Here is a 16917-nt window from a genome sequence, read left to right on the forward strand (position 1 = left end):
CCCCGGACGCGATGTCGGAGCCCCCTCCTAGGCTGAGGGAATGGCATCCGTGCACTTCGGTCAGCACGCGCCCGCTGCGCGCGTGATCCTCCACCTCAGCGACACCCATCTGCTGGGCGGCGACCGCCTGCTCGGCGAGCGCTACGACACCGCGCGACACCTGCGGCGCACGCTCGAGGCCGCCGAGGCGACCGGCGTGCGGCCGGATGCCGTGGTGTTCACGGGCGACCTGACCGACCTCGGCGAGCCCGAGGCGTATCGGGCCCTCCGCGCCGCAGTGGAGCCCTGGGCGGCGCGTCTCGGTGCACCGGTCGTCTGGGTGGCCGGCAATCACGACGAACGGCCGGCTCTGCGCGCCGAACTTCTCGACGCAGAGGCGAGCGAGGAGCCGGTGACCGGCGTGTGGGACCTCGGTGGTCTGCGGCTCATCGCCCTCGATTCGACGGTTCCGGGCTGGCACCACGGCGACCTCGACGCCGCGCAGCTCGATTGGCTACGCGGCGAGCTCGTCGAGCCGGCTCCGCTCGGCACGATCCTCGCCCTCCACCACCCGCCCCTGCCCACGCACATCCCGTTCTTCGACATCCTCGAGCTCCGCGACCAGCGCGGTCTCGCCGAGGTCATCCGGGGAAGCGATGTGCGGGCCATCCTCGCCGGCCACCTGCACTACTCGACATCGGGCACGTTCGCCGGGGTTCCCGTGAGCGTCGCCGCAGCCTCGTGTTACACGATGGATCTCGCCCGTCCGGCCGATGAGGTCAACGGCATGGATGCCGGGCGCTCGTTCCACCTCGTGCACGTCTGGGACGACACCGTCACGCATGCCGTCGTCCCCGTCGTCGAGGCGGAGGCGACGGGTTTCTTCACCCCCGAGTGGACGGCGCGCATGGCGGCGCTGAGCGCGGAGGAGCGGCTCGAGGCGTTCTCGCGAAAGCGGTGAGCCGCTGCTCGTCGCCCCCGGGTGGAGGGCAGCCCGCGCGTACTCGCAGAGCGTGCAATAGACGCACCGGACGGTGCGGATGCGGCGGCAGGCCGTCGCGGCCACCGACTCCGCCCGAGGCGGTCGTTAGGCTCAGGGCATCCCTGCTCGCCGTGACACCCACAAGGACGTATCCATGGCTTTGGACGCGATGACGCGCACCCGTACCGAGACCGACTCCCTCGGATCGCTCGAGATCCCCGCCGACGCGTACTGGGGCATCCACACCGCTCGCGCCTTGGAGAACTTCCCGATCGCCAAGCGCCCCATCTCGGTGTACCCCGACCTGGTGCGGGGCCTTGCCATGGTCAAGCAGGCCTCAGCCCGCGCCAACCGCGAGATCGGCGTGCTCGACGAGGCGAAGGCCGACCTCATCGACCGCGCCGCCCAGCGCGTCATCGACGGCGAGTTCCACGACGAGTTCACCGTCGGCGTCATCCAGGGCGGGGCCGGGACCTCGACGAACATGAACGCCAACGAGGTCATCACCAACATCGCCCTCGAGATGGCGGGCCGAGAGAAGGGCGACTACGCCTTCCTCTCGCCGATCGACGACACGAACCGCAGCCAGTCGACCAACGACGTCTACCCGACGGCGATCAAGATCGGGCTCGCGCTGGTGCTGCAGAGCCTGCTCGAAGAGCTCGCGCTGCTGCGGGAGTCCTTCCTGGCCAAGGCCGAGGAGTTCCACGACGTGCTCAAGGTCGGACGCACCCAGCTCCAGGATGCCGTGCCGATGACGCTTGGGCAGGAGTTCCACGGCTTCGCCACCACGCTCGGCGAGGACTACAGCCGTCTCACCGAGAACGCCTACCTGATGTACGAGATCAACATGGGCGCCACTGCCATCGGCACGGGCATCACCGCTCACGCCGGTTACGGGGGAGCGGTGCTGCGGCACCTGCGGGAGATCACCGGACTCGACCTCGAGACCGCGACCGACCTGGTGGAGTCGACGAGCGACACCGGCGCCTTCATGTCGTTCTCGTCGTCGCTGAAGCGCAACGCCGTGAAGCTGTCGAAGATCTGCAACGACCTGCGGCTGCTGTCGTCCGGCCCTCAGGCGGGGCTCGGCGAGATCAACCTGCCGCCGCGCCAGGCGGGTTCCAGCATCATGCCCGGCAAGGTGAACCCGGTGATCCCGGAGGTCGTGAATCAGGTGGCCTTCTCGGTCGTCGGCGCCGACATGACGGTGACCATGGCCGTCGAGGGCGGCCAGCTGCAGCTCAACGCCTTCGAACCGGTCATCGCGCACTCGATCTACCAGTCGATCACCTGGATGCGGCAGGCGATGTGGACTCTGCGCGTGAACTGCGTCGACGGCATCACCGCGAACCGCGAGCGACTGGGTGCAATGGTCGGCTCTTCGGTCGGCGTCGTGACCGCGCTCACGCCGTTCATCGGTTACGCCGCGTCCGCGGCGCTGGCCAAGACCGCGCTGCTGACGCACCGCAACGTCGCCGACCTCGTCGTGGAGGCGGGCCTGATGACCCGTGAAGAGGTCACGAAGCAGCTGTCGCCCGCACGCCTGTCGGGCCTGCAGGCGGTCACCGCGGCCATCCCGATCGTCCGGGCCGCCGACAGCGTCGTGGAGGAGTGACCCGCTGAACGACGAAGGGTCGGGACCACACGTCCCGGCCGTTAACCGTGGAGGCCGCCTCTCGTGACGCCGAGACCGCTTCTCGCTGACGTCCCGTCCGGGCCGCAGCGCTCTCGTCGGTGAGGCTCCGTCCCGCGGGAGCGGGGCCGGCTCAGTCGAGGATGCGGCAGTGGGTCGTCAGCTCGCCGATGCCGTCGATGCCGACGGTCACGGTCGAGCGGTCGCGGAGGAAGATCTGCGGATCGCGTGAGTATCCGGCACCACCGGGGCTGCCCGTCGAGATGAGGGTCCCCGGCAGCAGCGTCACCGACTCGGACAGTTTGTGGATCAGCGTCGCCACCGACCGCACCATCTGGCCGGTGCTGGCATCCTGCACGGTGTGTCCGTCGACGACCGTCCAGATGTGCAGGTCCTGCGGGTCGGGGATCTCGTCTGCCGTGACCACGAACGGACCCGTCGGGGTGAAACCGTCGAAGGATTTGCAGCGCGACCACTGCGCTTCGGAGAACTGGATGTTGCGGGCGGTGATGTCGTTGACCACCGTGTAGCCCCACACGTGTCGGAGCGCGTCAGCCTCGGCGATGTCCCGGCCGGGCCGGCCGATGATGACGCCGAGCTCGGCCTCGTAATCGACGGCCTCGCTGAGCGCGCGCGGCCACGAGGTGGTCGCCTCGTGCGCGGTGAGCGAGTTGGGCCAGAGCACGAACACCGTCGGCCCCGCGTCGGTCTTGAGCCCGAGCTCGCCCGAGTGGGCCGCATAGTTCAGCCCCACAGCGAGGATCGAGGGGGGAGCGAGGACGGCCGAGGCGTACCGGATGCCGGAGAGCGGATGCCGCGGGGCCGAGGACGCGGCCTCGCGCACGCGGTCGAGCAGGGCGTCTCCACCGGCGATCAGTTGCTCGAGCGTTGCGGGGGCGCCGTCGAAGAGCGCGTCGACGAAGACGATCTCCTCGTCGTGGACCGAGACGAGACGGGGGGCTTCGGCCCCTTCCTGGGACTGGGCGTGGGCGAAGCGCATACGTCCACGCTACCTGGACGGGCGCGCGGCCGGGGAGCTCGCAAGCCCCGGATGCCGTGTCGGAGTTCGCCCCTAGGCTGTGCGCATGAGCTCCCCCTCGCCGTTCTCCCGACCGGGATCGGGTGAACCCACCCGCATCTCGAGCGCGCCGCAGGCGCCCGCCTCCGCGGCGCCCCCGCGGTCACGTCGCGGTGGCGTGGCGCTGTGGGTGATCGCGGTGCTGCTCGTGCCCCTGTTGGCACTGCTCGTGCGGTACTTCACCGGCTTCCTGGGTACGGTGGCATCCTTCATCGGTCTGATCCTCGCGGCGATCCCGTTCGTCATCGTGTGGTTCGCGGTGCGGTACATCGACCGGTGGGAGCCCGAGCCACGGCGGCTGCTCGTCTTCGCCGTTGCGTGGGGAGCTGTCGCGTCGGTGGTGATCGCGCTGGGCATCGATCTGCTGATCAGCCTCGTGACCGGCGGGCTCCCGCCGGCCATCGGCGCTGTCGTGCAGGCACCGATCGTCGAGGAGGTGGCGAAGGGGCTCGGGGTGCTGCTCATCTTCGCCTTCGCGCGCCGCGTGTTCGACGGGCCGGTCGACGGCATCGTCTACGGGGCACTGATCGGGGCGGGATTCGCCCTCACCGAGAACGTGCAGTACTTCGCCATCAGCTACCTCGAGGGCGGGCCGGGGCAGGTGGCGAGCACCTTCTTCCTCCGGGCGGTGCTTTCCCCGTTCGCGCACGTCATGTTCACCAGCCTCGCGGGCTTCGCTTTCGGCCTGGCCGCCCGCCGCGGTCTGAGCACGCGCGCGGCGCTGGCCTACGGCATCCCCGGGGTGATCGGCGCGATCGTGCTGCACGCACTGTGGAACGGCTCGGCCACGTTCTTCGACTTCTTCGAGCTGTATGCGGCTCTACAGGTGCCGCTGTTCGTGTTGTTCATCCTCGGCGTCCTGGCGCTGCGACGCGAGGAGACCCGCCTGACCCGGGCCCGTCTCGGCGAGTACGCGGCGGCCGGTTGGTTCACCCCGCAAGAGGTCGACATGCTCGCCACCGGTCCCGGGCGCCGCTCCGCGGTGGCCTGGGCGCGCACCCTCCCCGGCGACCGGTCCGCGGTGATGAAGACGTTCATCGTCGACGCCACGGCACTGGCCGCCGCGCGACAGCGGTCATTGTCGGGCCGCGATCCGCACGCACCGGCGACCGAGCGCTATCTGCTCGAGCGCACGATGGCGGCTCGGACGGCTTTGCTGTCGTCGTGAGGCCCGCCGAGCCGTGGTCCGGCTCTCCCGCAGGCTGGTAGCGCGTCATGGTGTCGTGCCGAACGGGCCGGGTCTTGACAGTCGGCCGGAGCGGGCGCACCATCGTTGTAGGCCAACTCAGCGCCCGGTAGACACGCAGGCATCGCCGCGGCACCGGGCGCTGAGTCTTTCCCCCGTTCGTTGTCCAGGGGCTTCCCGAGCGGTTGCGGCGTGCTTGGATGGAGGCATGACTGATCGCACCAAGCCGGAGTTCGACGCTCCCAGCGGCCCCGCCCCCTCCGACCTCGTCATCCGCGACATCATCGTCGGCGACGGCGACGAGGCCAAGCCCGGTGACACCGTCACCGTGCACTACGCCGGTGTCGAGTACGAGTCGGGCGAAGAGTTCGACTCGTCGTGGGGCCGTGGCGAGAGCATCCAGTTCCCCCTCCGCGGGCTGATCCAGGGCTGGCAGGACGGCATCCCGGGCATGAAGGTCGGCGGACGCCGCGAGCTCGTCATCCCGCCGCACCTGGCCTACGGTCCTGCCGGCGGACACTTCCTCGGCGGGAAAACCCTCATCTTCATCATCGACCTGCTGAAGGTCGGCTGACCGGGGCTTCTTCACCCGACGTTCACGAACCCGAGGGGGCTACGGCTCCCTCGGGTTCGTTGTTTACCTCGATCGTGGAATACATTCGTGTGAATGGGAGTTCGGCTTCTTCAGGACGCCGACACGGCTCCCCAGACCTCAAGGAGTGACATGACCGACACCACTGCCCTCGACATCCCCGGCTACAAGACCGGCACCTGGGTCCTCGACCCCGCCCACAGCGAGGTCACCTTCTCGGTGCGTCACATGATGATCTCGAAGGTGCGCGGCACGTTCGGCGTCAAGAGCGCCACGATCGTCGCCCCCGAAAACCCCTACGACGCCACCGTCGAGGCCTCCGTCGACGTCACCTCGGTCGACACCAAGGACGAGGGTCGCGACCAGCACCTCCGCAGCGCCGAGTTCTTCGACATCGAGACGTACCCGACCATGGACTTCCGCTCCACCGGTATCCGCCTCGAAGACGGCGACTTCCTCGTCGACGGCGACCTCACGATCCGCGGCATCACCAAGCCCGCGACCTTCTCGCTCGACTTCGGCGGCTTCGGCACCGACCCGTGGGGCAACTACAAGGCCGGCGCGACCGCCAAGACCGTCGTCAACCGCGAGGACTTCGGCCTCACCTGGAACGCCGCCCTCGAGACCGGCGGCGTGCTCGTCGGCAAGGACGTCACCATCGAGCTCGACCTTCAGCTCGCGCTCCAGGCGTGATCATTCCGCAGCGGTTGCTGCGGGCGTGATGCTTCACGAGGGCCCCGGATGCCACGGCATCCGGGGCCCTCGTCGTATCCGGGGTGCGCAGTGGCGCCCTCTCGCCCTGAGGATCTGCGCTGCCGCGGCGGTGCGGCGCGTCTCCCGTGAGCAGTGGACGGCCGTCACCGAGCGCGGGCGCTGCGGGAGCGCCTGAGGTGCAGGACGCCGAGCGGGTGCGCCGCGGTTGGCGGGTCTGTCCTCACACGCTCGCGCGCCGGGGCATCCGCAGTCGTTGCTGCACCAGCAGGATGCCGACGAACACCACGGCGGCACCGACCGGCTCGTTCCACGAGATTCGCTCGCCGAGGACGAGGACACCGAGCGCCACGCCGACCACCGGCGTGATGTAGGTCACGGTGGACGCCCGGGTGGGCCCCCACGCGCGCAGCACATTCTGGTTCCAGATGTACGCCAGGCCCGTACCGAGCATGCCGAGCGTCACGATGCTGCCGACCACGGCGGGCGTGAGGTGCATCGGCTCCGAGAGGATCAACGGCGACAGCAGCAGCATCAGTGCCGCTGCGGGGCCGATGTAGCCGAAGGCCAACGCGATGCCCGAGAGCCCGGTGTCGCTGAGGAATCGCCGCACGTAGGCGAGGCTGAACCCGTAGCAGGCCGTGGCGCCGAGGAGCGCGAGCTGTGCCACGGTGCTGTTGCCGACGTCGGTCACGGCGCCGGGTGCGATGATCACGACGACGCCCAGGATGCCGACGGCGATGCCGACCAGCTGGCCGGGCTTGAGACCCTCGACGCGGAACACCGCCCACGCCATGATCGCCGTCATGATCGGGGTCGTCGCGTTGAAGATGCTCGCCAAGCCCGATGACACATGCTGCTCCGCCCAGGCGAACAGCAGGAACGGCACCGCGCAGAACGTCACGGCCAACACGCACAGGTGTCCCCAGACACGCCGGTCATGGGGGAGGCGCTCGCGTCGGATGGCGACGATCGCTCCGAGGGCCAGCGCCCCGAAGAGGAGGCGACCGCCGGCGACCTGTGCGGGCGTCATGCCGGTGAGGGCGATCGCGATGAAGAGGAAGCTCGAGCCCCACACGATGCCGGCGAGGACGAACTGGACGGCGATCGAGACGGGGGAGGGAGAGGGACCGGATGCCACGTTTCCGACCCTAGGTCCGACTCCCGACATCGCCACGGCCCGGGCGATGCGACGTCCGGAATCCGCCGAGGGTCGGCAGTCGCGCCCCGGTCGGGCGTGGGGCGGGCGTGCGGCGGGCGTGGGGCGAACGCGGGGCGGGCGTGCGGCGGCTGTGGGGCGGGCGTGGGGCGGGCGTGGGGCGGGCGTGGGGTGGACGCGGGGCGGGCGTGAGGCGGCCGCGGGGCGGCCGTGGGGCGGACGCGTCGAGAAACGCGTTCTCGAGCGAGAAACGGTTGGTCGGGGCGTTTCTTCCCGCGGGAGGCGTTTTTCGGTGCGGTGCGGTGCGGTGCGGTGCGGTGCGGTGCGGCGCGGTCGGGGGCCGTCGTGAGGCGGTACGAGCCAGCGCGCGCCGCGTCAGGGCTGGGGATCCAGTGCGTCGTACTGCCGGAAACGGGGGGAGAAGCGTACGAGAGTGCCCACCAGCGCGAGGATCAGGATGCCGCCGAGCAGGGGCGGCACCCAGAGGGCCGCGACGGTCGCCAGCGTTCCCGCGTAGAGGGCGCCGACGCGGGGACCACCGGCCACCACGACGATGAAGATCCCCTGGAGGCGTCCGCGCATGGCATCCGGAACCGCCGCCTGCATCATCGTCGAACGGTAGATCGCGCTGACGTTGTCGGCGGCGCCGGAGACGGCCAGGACGACCGCGGCCAGGACGATCAGCCCGACGGCGGCATGCGACTCGTCGACGACGTCGGGACGCAACCAGCCCAGCGTGGCCGCGAGCAGGACGCACCCGAAGGCGCCGATCGACAGACCGTAGACCTGGATGGCCCTCTCGATGCCGAGACCCTGGCGGCGCACGCGTCCGACGGGGCCGGAGAACAGGCTCGAGAGGAACGCGCCCGCGGCGACGGCTGCGGTGAGCACGCCGGTGGTGATCGCACCCCCGCCGAGCAGGACCGCGCCGATCGCCGGGAAGAGCGCGATGGGCTGACCGAACGTCATCGCGATGATGTCGAGCAGGTACTGCAGGCGGATGTTGGGAGCACGGCGCAGGAAACGCACGCCGTCGCGCAGCGATTGCAGGCCCGGGCGCACGACGTCGCCCTCGGGTCGTAGTTTCGGCAGCGACCACAGCCCGAGGAACAGTGAGGTCATCAGCAGGACGTCGAGGGAATAGGTCCACGCATACCCGGCGAAGGCCACCAGGACGCCGGCGAGGGCGGGTCCCGCCATCACCATGATGCCGACGGTGACGCCCTGCAGGGCAGCGGCGGCCGGCAGCAGATCGCGGGGGATGAGGCGCGGCGTGATGGCCGACTTCGTGGCCATGACGATCGAGTTTGCGGCGGAGTTCACCACGCTGAGGACGAAGAGCCACCCCACCGTCTCGAGGCCGGTCCACGCCAGAACGGCCAGGAGGGCGGTCGAGGCGAAGGTGACGACGGCCGCCAGCAGTGCGACGGTGCGGCGGTCGAACGCGTCGGCCAGCATGCCGCCGTACAAGCCCGCCGCGATCATCGGGAGCAGCCCCGCCACGGCGATCATCGACACTGCGAGAGTGCTCTGCGTCAGTTCGAACACGTGCAGCATGACCGCGACCACGGTGAGCTGGCCGCCGAGTCCCGCCAACGTCGAGCCGATCCACAGGCGCGCGAACGCGGGGGAGGTGGTCAGGGGGCGCAGGTCGATGAAGGCGCTCTGCCGCACGCTCACGCGTCGACCTCGACGCGCTTCACGCGGGCCGTGTGCCCGCGCAGGATCCCGACGTCGCGGGGCGGCACGCCGAAGTGCGTGGCGAGAGCTCTGACGACCCCGATGTTGGCCGCTCCATCGACCGCGCGCTCGCGCACGTGCACCACGAGGCCGCCGGCGGTGTCTTCGACGAGGGGGCCGCGCCGGCTGCCGGGCCTGACGTGGACGGTGAACTGCACGGATCGAGGCTACGCCAGGCCTCCGACACCGGGCGTGACGGGCGGTGATCGCCGGCATCCGTTCGCCTCGACCGCCGCGTTGCCGATGCTCCTGGTGAGCACATACCCCGTCTCGGCTGCTGGAGTTCGTCGCTCGCCGGGAGAGAGGGAGCAGTGGTCGCGCGGACGCCCGGCATCCATCCGCTGCCCGTGGAGGCAGCTCGCCGCCGGCGAGGGGGAGGCGCGGCTGGGCGACGCAGCGGGAAGGCGCGGTTGGGCGAGGCAGCGGGACGGCGCGATTGGGCGAGGCAGCGGGACGGTGCACCGGTTCGGCTGCAGCATCCGCATGCGGTAGACTCATGCGGTTGCCGTTTGATCGGCCGCGGATAAAGAGAGCCCACGCATCAGGCGTCGGGCGCCGCGCAATGAGAGAAAGGGGATCCCATCTATGCCGCTCGAGTCTGACGCCAAGAAGGCGATCATCGAAGAGTACGCGACGCACCCCGGTGACACCGGATCCCCCGAGGTGCAGGTCGCGATGCTGACGCAGCGCATCAAGGACCTCACCGAGCACCTCAAGGAGCACAAGCACGACCACCACTCGCGTCGTGGTCTGTTCTTGATGGTGGGTCAGCGCCGCCGTCTGCTCGGCTACCTCCAGGACATCGACATCGCGCGTTACCGCTCGCTGATCGAGCGCCTGGGTCTCCGTCGCTAAGCGCGACCCCCGCGTATATCGCTTTCTCGAAGGCCGCCCCACGGTGTGGGGCGGCCTTCGTCGTTCCCGGATGCCGTGCGCCCGCCCGCACGCTGTCGCACCCGTGCGCGAATGCGGGACCGCCACGCATAAACACGGATCGTGCCCATAAACACGGTGCCGCAGCGTTTTTGCGCACGATCCGTGTTTATGGACGAGGTTCGCGGCGGTATCGGGCGTCGCCTTCGCACGGATGCCGGTGCACGGCATCCACGAGCAGACCGCCCCGGCTCGCGAGCAGTGTGTCTCGCAAGCCCGCGGGATCATCGGGCCGCGCGGGCGGCTTGCGGGATCGGGATGCCGTGCGGGCGGCCCGCGGGATTCAGGATGCCGCGCGGGCGGCGCGCGGGATTCAGGATGCCGCGCGGGCGGCCCGCGGGATCAGGAGGCCGCCCGGGCGGCGACGAGGTCGGGATGCCAGCGCTCGGCGACGTCGGGGTGGGCACGCAGACGCGACTTCAGGGCGTTCTCGCCGTACGTCGCGTGGATCGGGTTGGTCGGGTCGTCCTCGACGCCGCGGGCTTCGGCCGCCAACTCCGCGGGGAGCTCGATGATGGGCAGCCGCGCGTCGAGGGCGGGGTTGAAGAAGAACGGCACCGAGATGCGCTCGTCGGGGAACCGCGGCGAGATCACGCGGTGGTTCGTCGCCCGCAGGTACCCCTGGGTGGCGTACTCGAGCAGTTCGCCGATGTTGACCACGAAGGCGCCGGGCACCGGGGGAGCGTCGACCCACTCACCGTCGCGCTCCACCTGCAGGCCGCCCTTGCCCGGTTCGACCCACAGGAGCGTGAGAACACCGGAGTCTTTGTGCGCGCCGACGCCTTGTTGGGGCGTCGGGTCGTCCTTGCCGGGGTAGCGGACGATCTTGATGAGCGTCTGCGGATCGCCGAAGTGGCGGTCGAAGTACTGCTCCTCGGCCCCGAGCGCGAGCGCCCATGCGCGCAGCAGCTTGCGCGCGACACCGGTGAGGTGGTCGTGCCACTCGGTGACGACGTCTTTGAGCTCGGGCTGGGCGGCCGGCCACAGGTTCGGTCCGATCAGGCGGTTGTATCCGGGGGCGTCGGGGGCGTCCCCTCGCTGAACCGTCGCATCGCTCGAGCGCTGCGGCGAGCCTCCGGGCGTGTGGGCCCAGACCGCCTCGCGCTCGGGACCGATATCGATCTGCTCGCGCCAGTCGACGCGACCCTGCGTGCGCTCGCCGCCGACGCGCGTGTATCCGCGGAAGTGGGGGCTCGTGACGTTCTCGATCGAGAGTTTCTCGGCCTCGGGGAGGGCGAAGAAGTCCTTGGCCGCGCGCAGCAGGCTCGCCTCGAGTGCGGGGCTGACGCCGGTGCCCGTCAGATAGAAGAACCCGACGTCGTGGGTCGCGGCGCGCAGCTCATCGCGGAAGCGGGCGGCGGCATCCGGCCCCTGGTCGAGGAGCGAGAGGTCGAGCACGGGGAGATTGAGGTCGGACATGCGACGAGGCTAGGTCGATCGCCCGCGCGACGGGGCGAATGTTGCCGATGGTTACCCCGCTCGCGCTCCCGCGCCGCGCCGACGCGGAAGAAAGGTGCGCGCAGCGGCGGAAATGCGTAATCTGTCATGGTCAGGTGAGGCTGTCCTTACCCGTCCCGCAGCGTCGCGGCTCCTCTGAACCCGAAAGTCGGAACTCCGCCCGTGCTCGCCAGCTTCTTCGCCACCTTCCTCATCGGCCTCCGTGAGGGACTCGAAGCCGCGCTCGTCGTCGGCATCCTCGTCGCGTACCTCACCCGAGTCGGGCGCCGCGACGCGCTGCCGAAGCTCTGGACCGGGGTCGGGCTCGCGGTCGCCCTGGCGCTCGGCATCGGCGCGATCTTCACCTTCGGGGCCTACATGCTGACCTTCGAGGCGCAGGAGCTCCTCGGAGGTGGGCTGTCGCTACTAGCGGTGGCGATGGTGACGTGGATGATCTTCTGGATGCAGAAGGCCGGCCGCACACTCAAGACGGGGCTCGAGGGCGGTGTCGACAAGGCGCTGCGCGGGGGTGTGTGGGCTCTCGTCGCCATCGGCTTCGTCTCGGTCGCGCGCGAGGGCGTCGAGACGACTCTCCTTCTCTGGTCCATGGTGCAGTCGTTCGGTGATTCTCCGAGTGCGTTGCTCGGCGCGCTGGTGGGCCTGATCACCGCCGTTGTGCTCGGCTGGTTCATCGCGCGCGGCATGCTGCGCCTCAACCTCGGCCGTTTCTTCGCCTGGACCGGGGGATTTCTCGTCGTCGTCGCGGCCGGGGTGCTGGCGTACGCCCTGCACGACCTGCAGGAGGCCGGCGCCCTACCCGGGCCCTTCGGTGCGGGGGCGCCCATCGACCCGATCACGGGCTCGGTCGCGATCGGGTGGGCGGGCTTCCCGTTCGGCTGGGCCTTCGACGTCTCGGCGGCCATCGCCCCCGACGGTGCGCTCGCCGTTCTGCTGCAGGCCACCGTCGGCTTCATGCCCGCGATGACGTGGCTGCAGGTGATCGCGTGGACGCTGTACATCGCGATCGTGGTGCCGTTGTTCCTTCGCGGCGTACGTGCGAACCGCCGACCGCGCGCGGCGTCGAAGGGGGACGCCACGGCATCCGCGTCCGGAACCTCGTCCGCTGTCGCCGCGACGACGGCGGTGGATGCCACGGCATCCACGTCCCGAACATCGTCGCCCGCGCTCGCGGCTCCGACCGCCCCCGCAGCGGGGTCGCACTCCTCGTCGGCCCCGGCGACCCCGCCCCTCTCCGGCGCGCCCGCCGCCTCCTAGACCCCCGGCTCCCGTGCGCACCCGACGCCGCGGAATCCGCCCTCCATCCGAACGGAGCATCATGACCCCGACCCGCCTCCTCGCGGCTACGACCGTGGCCGGCGTCGCCGCCCTCGTCCTCTCGGGCTGCGTCGCCAAGACCGACGCCGCAGCCTCCGGAGCCCTCTCCGTCGCCTCGACCGCCGACGGCTGCGCCGTCTCGGCGGCGTCGGCACCGAGCGGCACGCTCGCCTTCGACGTCAGCAACGACAGCGACCAGACCACGGAGTTCTACCTCCTCGCCTCCGACGGCCTGCGCATCGTCGGCGAGGTCGAGAACATCGCCCCCGGCGCGTCGCGCAGCCTCACCGTCGTCGCGCAGCCGGGCGAGTACTACACGCTCTGCAAGCCCGGCATGGTCGGCGACGGTGTGGGGCGGGCGAGCTTCTCGGTCACCGGAGACGCGGTGGCGATCGAGGGCCCGGATGCCGAGCAGAAGCAGCAGGCCGTCGACCTCTACGCCGCCTTCGTGAAGGACCAGGTCGGCCAGCTCATCCCCGCGGTGCAGACCTTCGCCAGCGCCTACGAGGGCGGGGACGACGCGGCCGCGCGCGAGCAGTTCCCCCGCGTGCGCGCCTATTACGAGCGCATCGAGCCGATCGCCGAGGCCCTGGGCGACCTCGACCCCCGCATCGACTACCGCGAGGTCGACGCCGTCGCCGAGCAGTTGGACTGGACCGGATTCCACCGCATCGAGAAAGACCTGTGGGTCCCCGCGCAGGACGCCCTGAACGCCGACGGTGAAACGCCGGCGTGGACAGACTGGGCACCCTCCACCCCCGCCGAGCGGGCGACGTACGGCGACAAGCTCATCGCCGACACGCAGGAGCTGTACGACTACGTGCACTCCGACGCGTTCACCGAGGCGCTCGACGCGCAGGGCGTCGCGGGCATCTCGAACGGCGCGATCGCGCTGCTCGACGAGGTCGCCACCGGCAAGATCAGCGGCGAGGAGGACTGGTGGTCGGGAACCGACCTCTACGACTTCGCCGCCAACGTCGAGGGATCCAAGATGGCGTTCTCGCTCGTGCGCGACTTCGCCGAGTCGAAGGGCGACAAGGGCGCCGAGCTCGTCTCCCGCATCGACGCCGGGTACGCCGATCTCGAGGCCAGTCTTGCCGCCCACGGCTCGGCTACGGCCGGGTTCGTCCCGTACGCGCAGCTCACCGAGGCCGACAAGCGCCAGTTCACCGACCTGATCAACGCCCTCGCCGAGCCGCTGTCGCAGCTGACGGTCACGATCCTGGAGTGAGCGTGAGCGACGAGGAGAAGACCACCGCTGCCGCCGGATCCGCGGGTCCGGCGGCAGCGGCGGGTCCGGATGCAGCGGTTCCGGCCACCGAACCCGAAGCGGGCGTGTCGCGTCGCGGTCTCATCGGCCTCGCGCTCGGGGCAAGTGCGACGAGCCTCGTCGTCGGTGCGGGCGCAGGCGTCGTCGGCGGTGCCGCGTACGGCCAAGAGCAGGCGCGGCACGTCATGGATGCCGCGGCCCCGGCATCCGGCATCCACCAGGTCGGGATCACCACCCCGGTGCAGGAACACCTGCACTTCGCGGCGTACGACATGATGGCGCGGACGACGCGCGACGACCTCGCCGAACTGCTGCAGGACTGGACGTACGCGGCCACGCGGATGATGCAGGGCCTCGACGTCAGTGCGACCGGGGCGGTGGGCGGCTCGCCCGAGGCGCCGCCGGACGACACCGGCGAGGCGCTCGGCCTTCCGGCCAGCAACCTCACCATCACGTTCGGATTCGGTCCGTCGTTGTTCGACGCGCGTTTCGGGTTGGAGGGGCAGCGCCCCGCGGGGCTCGAGCGGCTGCCGGCGTTCCTCGGCGACGACCTCGATCCGTCGCGATCCGACGGAGACTTGTGCATCCAGGCCTGCGCCGACGACCCGCAGGTGGCGGTGCACGCGATCCGCAACCTGAGCCGTATCGCCTTCGGGCGCGCGACGATCCGGTGGTCGCAGCTCGGCTTCGGCCGTACGTCGAAGACCACCGCCGCGCAGACGACGCCGCGGAACCTCTTCGGGTTCAAGGACGGAACGGCCAACATCCTCGCCGACGACACGGCGGCGCTCGACGAGAACGTCTGGGTCTCGGCATCCGAGGGTCCGGCGTGGCTCGCGGGAGGGTCCTACCTCGTCGCGCGGCGCATCGCGATGCTCATCGAGACATGGGACCGCACCCGCCTCGCCGAGCAGGACCGCGTGGTCGGACGCGACAAGGCGAACGGTGCGCCCCTGTCGGGCGGCGACGAGTTCACGGCGCCGGACTTCTCGGCGGCCGGTTCGGCCGGTACACCGGCGATCGACGCGCACAGTCACGTGCGCCTCGCGCATCCCGACAGCAACGGGGGTGTCCGTCTGCTGCGACGCGGGTACAACTTCGTCGACGGAACGACCGACCTCGGGCGGCTGAACGCGGGGCTGTTCTTCCTGTCGTTTCAAAAGAGTCCAGACTCTTTCATCACGGTGCAGCGGTCGTTGTCGACGGATGCCATGGGCGAGTACCTCCGTCACGTCGGGTCGGGGCTGTGGGCCGTGCCGCCCGCGCCCGCGGCGGGCGCGTCGGTGGGCGCGGGGCTGCTCGGGGCGTGAGTCCGCTCCGAATCGGGGTGCTCCACGCGAAAGTCACTCTTCGGGGGCGATGAACGCCATCCGCGGTGAGACACGCCTTGTTGCGGTGTTTCTTCGCGCAGATGCCGTTCCTCTCACCCGGGCCGGGCCGAGAGCGGTCCGGGCGGGGCGGGAGCGAGCCGGGCGGGGAGGGCGCGCGCCGGGCGGGCCGGGCGCGAGCCGGGCGGGGCGGGAGCGAGCCGGGCGGGGGCGCGGCGCGGCTGACCTTGCACCCGACCGGAGCGCGCCGGCGGAATAAACCTCTGCGCCGCGCGTTCCACCATGTATATTCAGATGCATACAAAACGGAGGCGCATCACGATGAGCGAGACGAACAACTGGCCCGGAATGCAGTTCGGTGTCATGACGGTGAGCGACATCACCCAGGACCCCACCACGGGTAAGACGCCGAGTGAAGCCCAGCGCATCAAGGACACGCTCACGATCGCCAAGCACACCGAAGAGGTGGGGCTCGACGTTTTCGCCCTCGGCGAGCACCACAACCCGCCGTTCTGGTCGTCGTCCCCGACGACGACGCTGGCGTACATCGCGGCCCAGACCGAGCGCCTCATCCTCACGACCTCGACGACCCTCATCACCACGAACGACCCGGTGAAGATCGCCGAAGACTTCGCGATGCTGCAGCACGTGTCGAACGGTCGCGCCGACCTCATGCTCGGCCGCGGCAACACCGGGCCCGTGTACCCCTGGTTCGGCAAGGACATCCGCCAGGGCCTGCCGCTGACCATCGAGAACTACGACCTGCTGCACAAGCTGTGGCGGGAAGACGTCGTCGATTGGGAGGGGAAGTTCCGCACCCCGCTGCAGGGCTTCACCTCGACCCCGCGCCCGCTCGACGGCGTTCCCCCGTTCGTGTGGCACGGCTCGATCCGCACCCCCGAGATCGCCGAGCAGGCCGCGTACTACGGCAACGGCTTCTTCGCCAACAACATCTTCTGGCCCAAGGAGCACTACCAGCGCCTCATCACGCTGTACCGCGAGCGCTTCGCCCACTACGGTCACGGCACGCCGCAGCAGGCGATCGTCGGTCTCGGCGGCCAGGTGTTCATGCGCGCCAACTCCCAGGACGCGGTACGCGAATTCCGCCCGTACTTCGACAACGCCCCCGTCTACGGCCACGGCCCGAGCCTCGAGGACTTCAGCGAGATGACTCCGCTGACCGTCGGCTCGCCGCAGCAGGTCATCGACCGCTACGCCGCGATGCGCGAGACCTTCGGCGACTACCAGCGTCAGCTGTTCCTCATCGACCACGCGGGTCTTCCCACCAAGACGGTGCTCGAGCAGCTCGACATCCTCGGCTCCGAGGTCGTGCCGGTGCTGCGCAAGGAGCTGCAGAAGAACCGTCCGGCCGAGGTGCCCGACGCGCCCACGCACGCCAACCAGATCGAGAAGATCTACGCCGGAGCCGCCCCGCGTCAGGCCGTTCCGGGCGCGAACCGCGGCGACAACCTCACCGCGGGCAGCCCGTACCAGGATGCCTCTCGTGCGGGCAGTGCCTTCGGTTCGGCCGCGACCAAGGTGGGTGCCTGA

At 70.2% G+C, this 16917-nt stretch carries 15 protein-coding genes; 10 read left to right on the forward strand and 5 right to left on the reverse strand.

All coding sequences use genetic code 11. The features are described from left to right. Positions 1 to 40: 40 nt before the first annotated feature. The gene (locus tag ACXKZF_RS05205) at positions 41 to 940 is read left to right on the forward strand and encodes a phosphodiesterase (protein ID WP_055957952.1); all 900 of its coding nucleotides are present in this window, start codon (positions 41 to 43) and stop codon (positions 938 to 940) included. 175 nt (positions 941 to 1115) lie between these two features. Then, positions 1116 to 2579, forward strand: coding sequence for an aspartate ammonia-lyase (locus ACXKZF_RS05210; RefSeq protein WP_488985595.1), 1464 nt, complete (start codon positions 1116 to 1118; stop codon positions 2577 to 2579). A 151-nt stretch (positions 2580 to 2730) separates the two neighbouring features. Here ACXKZF_RS05210 and ACXKZF_RS05215 read toward each other — a convergent pair whose 3' ends face one another. Beyond that, positions 2731 to 3597 (reverse strand): fumarylacetoacetate hydrolase family protein, encoded by an 867-nt coding sequence (locus ACXKZF_RS05215; RefSeq protein ID WP_488985596.1) that lies wholly within the window; start codon positions 3595 to 3597, stop codon positions 2731 to 2733. Between the two features lie 85 nt (positions 3598 to 3682). On the opposite strand from ACXKZF_RS05215, the gene ACXKZF_RS05220 reads away from it, so the two are divergent. The 3 genes from ACXKZF_RS05220 to ACXKZF_RS05230 all read left to right on the forward strand — a co-directional run bounded on the left by ACXKZF_RS05220 (position 3683) and on the right by ACXKZF_RS05230 (position 6146). Beyond that, complete coding sequence (locus ACXKZF_RS05220) at positions 3683 to 4843, forward strand: PrsW family intramembrane metalloprotease (RefSeq protein WP_055957943.1); 1161 nt, start codon at positions 3683 to 3685, stop codon at positions 4841 to 4843. 226 nt (positions 4844 to 5069) lie between these two features. Next, positions 5070 to 5435 (forward strand): FKBP-type peptidyl-prolyl cis-trans isomerase, encoded by a 366-nt coding sequence (locus tag ACXKZF_RS05225; RefSeq protein ID WP_013583439.1) that lies wholly within the window; start codon positions 5070 to 5072, stop codon positions 5433 to 5435. 150 nt (positions 5436 to 5585) lie between these two features. Beyond that, the gene (locus tag ACXKZF_RS05230) at positions 5586 to 6146 is read left to right on the forward strand and encodes a YceI family protein (protein WP_055957940.1); all 561 of its coding nucleotides are present in this window, start codon (positions 5586 to 5588) and stop codon (positions 6144 to 6146) included. Positions 6147 to 6387: 241 nt separating this feature from the next. Here ACXKZF_RS05230 and ACXKZF_RS05235 read toward each other — a convergent pair whose 3' ends face one another. The 3 genes from ACXKZF_RS05235 to ACXKZF_RS05245 all read right to left on the reverse strand — a co-directional run bounded on the left by ACXKZF_RS05235 (position 6388) and on the right by ACXKZF_RS05245 (position 9221). Then, positions 6388 to 7305 carry a DMT family transporter gene (locus ACXKZF_RS05235; protein ID WP_243224281.1) on the reverse strand — a complete coding sequence of 306 codons (918 nt, stop codon included), beginning with the start codon at positions 7303 to 7305 and terminating at the stop codon, positions 6388 to 6390. A 393-nt stretch (positions 7306 to 7698) separates the two neighbouring features. Then, a complete protein-coding gene (locus ACXKZF_RS05240; protein ID WP_488985597.1) occupies positions 7699 to 9003 on the reverse strand; it encodes an MFS transporter in 1305 nt (434 codons plus the stop codon). Next, the gene (locus ACXKZF_RS05245) at positions 9000 to 9221 is read right to left on the reverse strand and encodes a DUF167 domain-containing protein (RefSeq protein WP_488985598.1); all 222 of its coding nucleotides are present in this window, start codon (positions 9219 to 9221) and stop codon (positions 9000 to 9002) included. The genes ACXKZF_RS05240 and ACXKZF_RS05245 overlap by 4 nt, the downstream gene beginning before the upstream one ends. A 427-nt stretch (positions 9222 to 9648) precedes the next feature. Here ACXKZF_RS05245 and rpsO point away from each other — a divergent pair, with 427 nt between their 5' ends. Further along, a complete protein-coding gene (gene rpsO, locus ACXKZF_RS05250) occupies positions 9649 to 9918 on the forward strand; it encodes a 30S ribosomal protein S15 (protein WP_019180606.1) in 270 nt (89 codons plus the stop codon). 420 nt (positions 9919 to 10338) lie between these two features. Here rpsO and ACXKZF_RS05255 read toward each other — a convergent pair whose 3' ends face one another. Beyond that, positions 10339 to 11415, reverse strand: coding sequence for an isopenicillin N synthase family dioxygenase (locus ACXKZF_RS05255; RefSeq protein WP_488985599.1), 1077 nt, complete (start codon positions 11413 to 11415; stop codon positions 10339 to 10341). Positions 11416 to 11616: 201 nt separating this feature from the next. On the opposite strand from ACXKZF_RS05255, the gene efeU reads away from it, so the two are divergent. The 4 genes from efeU to ACXKZF_RS05275 all read left to right on the forward strand — a co-directional run bounded on the left by efeU (position 11617) and on the right by ACXKZF_RS05275 (position 16917). Next, positions 11617 to 12708 carry an iron uptake transporter permease EfeU gene (gene efeU / locus ACXKZF_RS05260; protein WP_488985600.1) on the forward strand — a complete coding sequence of 364 codons (1092 nt, stop codon included), beginning with the start codon at positions 11617 to 11619 and terminating at the stop codon, positions 12706 to 12708. 61 nt (positions 12709 to 12769) lie between these two features. Then, entirely contained in the window at positions 12770 to 13999 is a 1230-nt protein-coding gene (gene efeO, locus ACXKZF_RS05265) for an iron uptake system protein EfeO (protein ID WP_243224276.1), read from the forward strand. A 2-nt stretch (positions 14000 to 14001) separates the two neighbouring features. Further along, positions 14002 to 15348 (forward strand): iron uptake transporter deferrochelatase/peroxidase subunit, encoded by a 1347-nt coding sequence (gene efeB / locus ACXKZF_RS05270; RefSeq protein ID WP_488985969.1) that lies wholly within the window; start codon positions 14002 to 14004, stop codon positions 15346 to 15348. A gap of 339 nt (positions 15349 to 15687) precedes the next feature. Continuing rightward, the gene (locus ACXKZF_RS05275) at positions 15688 to 16917 is read left to right on the forward strand and encodes an LLM class flavin-dependent oxidoreductase (protein ID WP_488985601.1); all 1230 of its coding nucleotides are present in this window, start codon (positions 15688 to 15690) and stop codon (positions 16915 to 16917) included.

Source organism: Microbacterium sp. ABR10, from assembly GCF_057812175.1.

Excerpts from the sequence above, each read along its gene's own strand:
- ACXKZF_RS05205 (WP_055957952.1), top strand. The coding sequence starts at position 41 with ATGGCATCCGTGCACTTCGGTCAGCACGCGCCCGCTGCGCGCGTGATC.
- ACXKZF_RS05210 (WP_488985595.1), top strand. The coding sequence starts at position 1,116 with ATGGCTTTGGACGCGATGACGCGCACCCGTACCGAGACCGACTCCCTC.
- ACXKZF_RS05215 (WP_488985596.1), bottom strand. The coding sequence starts at position 3,597 with ATGCGCTTCGCCCACGCCCAGTCCCAGGAAGGGGCCGAAGCCCCCCGT.
- ACXKZF_RS05220 (WP_055957943.1), top strand. The coding sequence starts at position 3,683 with ATGAGCTCCCCCTCGCCGTTCTCCCGACCGGGATCGGGTGAACCCACC.
- ACXKZF_RS05225 (WP_013583439.1), top strand. The coding sequence starts at position 5,070 with ATGACTGATCGCACCAAGCCGGAGTTCGACGCTCCCAGCGGCCCCGCC.
- ACXKZF_RS05230 (WP_055957940.1), top strand. The coding sequence starts at position 5,586 with ATGACCGACACCACTGCCCTCGACATCCCCGGCTACAAGACCGGCACC.
- rpsO (WP_019180606.1), top strand. The coding sequence starts at position 9,649 with ATGCCGCTCGAGTCTGACGCCAAGAAGGCGATCATCGAAGAGTACGCG.
- ACXKZF_RS05255 (WP_488985599.1), bottom strand. The coding sequence starts at position 11,415 with ATGTCCGACCTCAATCTCCCCGTGCTCGACCTCTCGCTCCTCGACCAG.
- efeO (WP_243224276.1), top strand. The coding sequence starts at position 12,770 with ATGACCCCGACCCGCCTCCTCGCGGCTACGACCGTGGCCGGCGTCGCC.
- ACXKZF_RS05275 (WP_488985601.1), top strand. The coding sequence starts at position 15,688 with ATGAGCGAGACGAACAACTGGCCCGGAATGCAGTTCGGTGTCATGACG.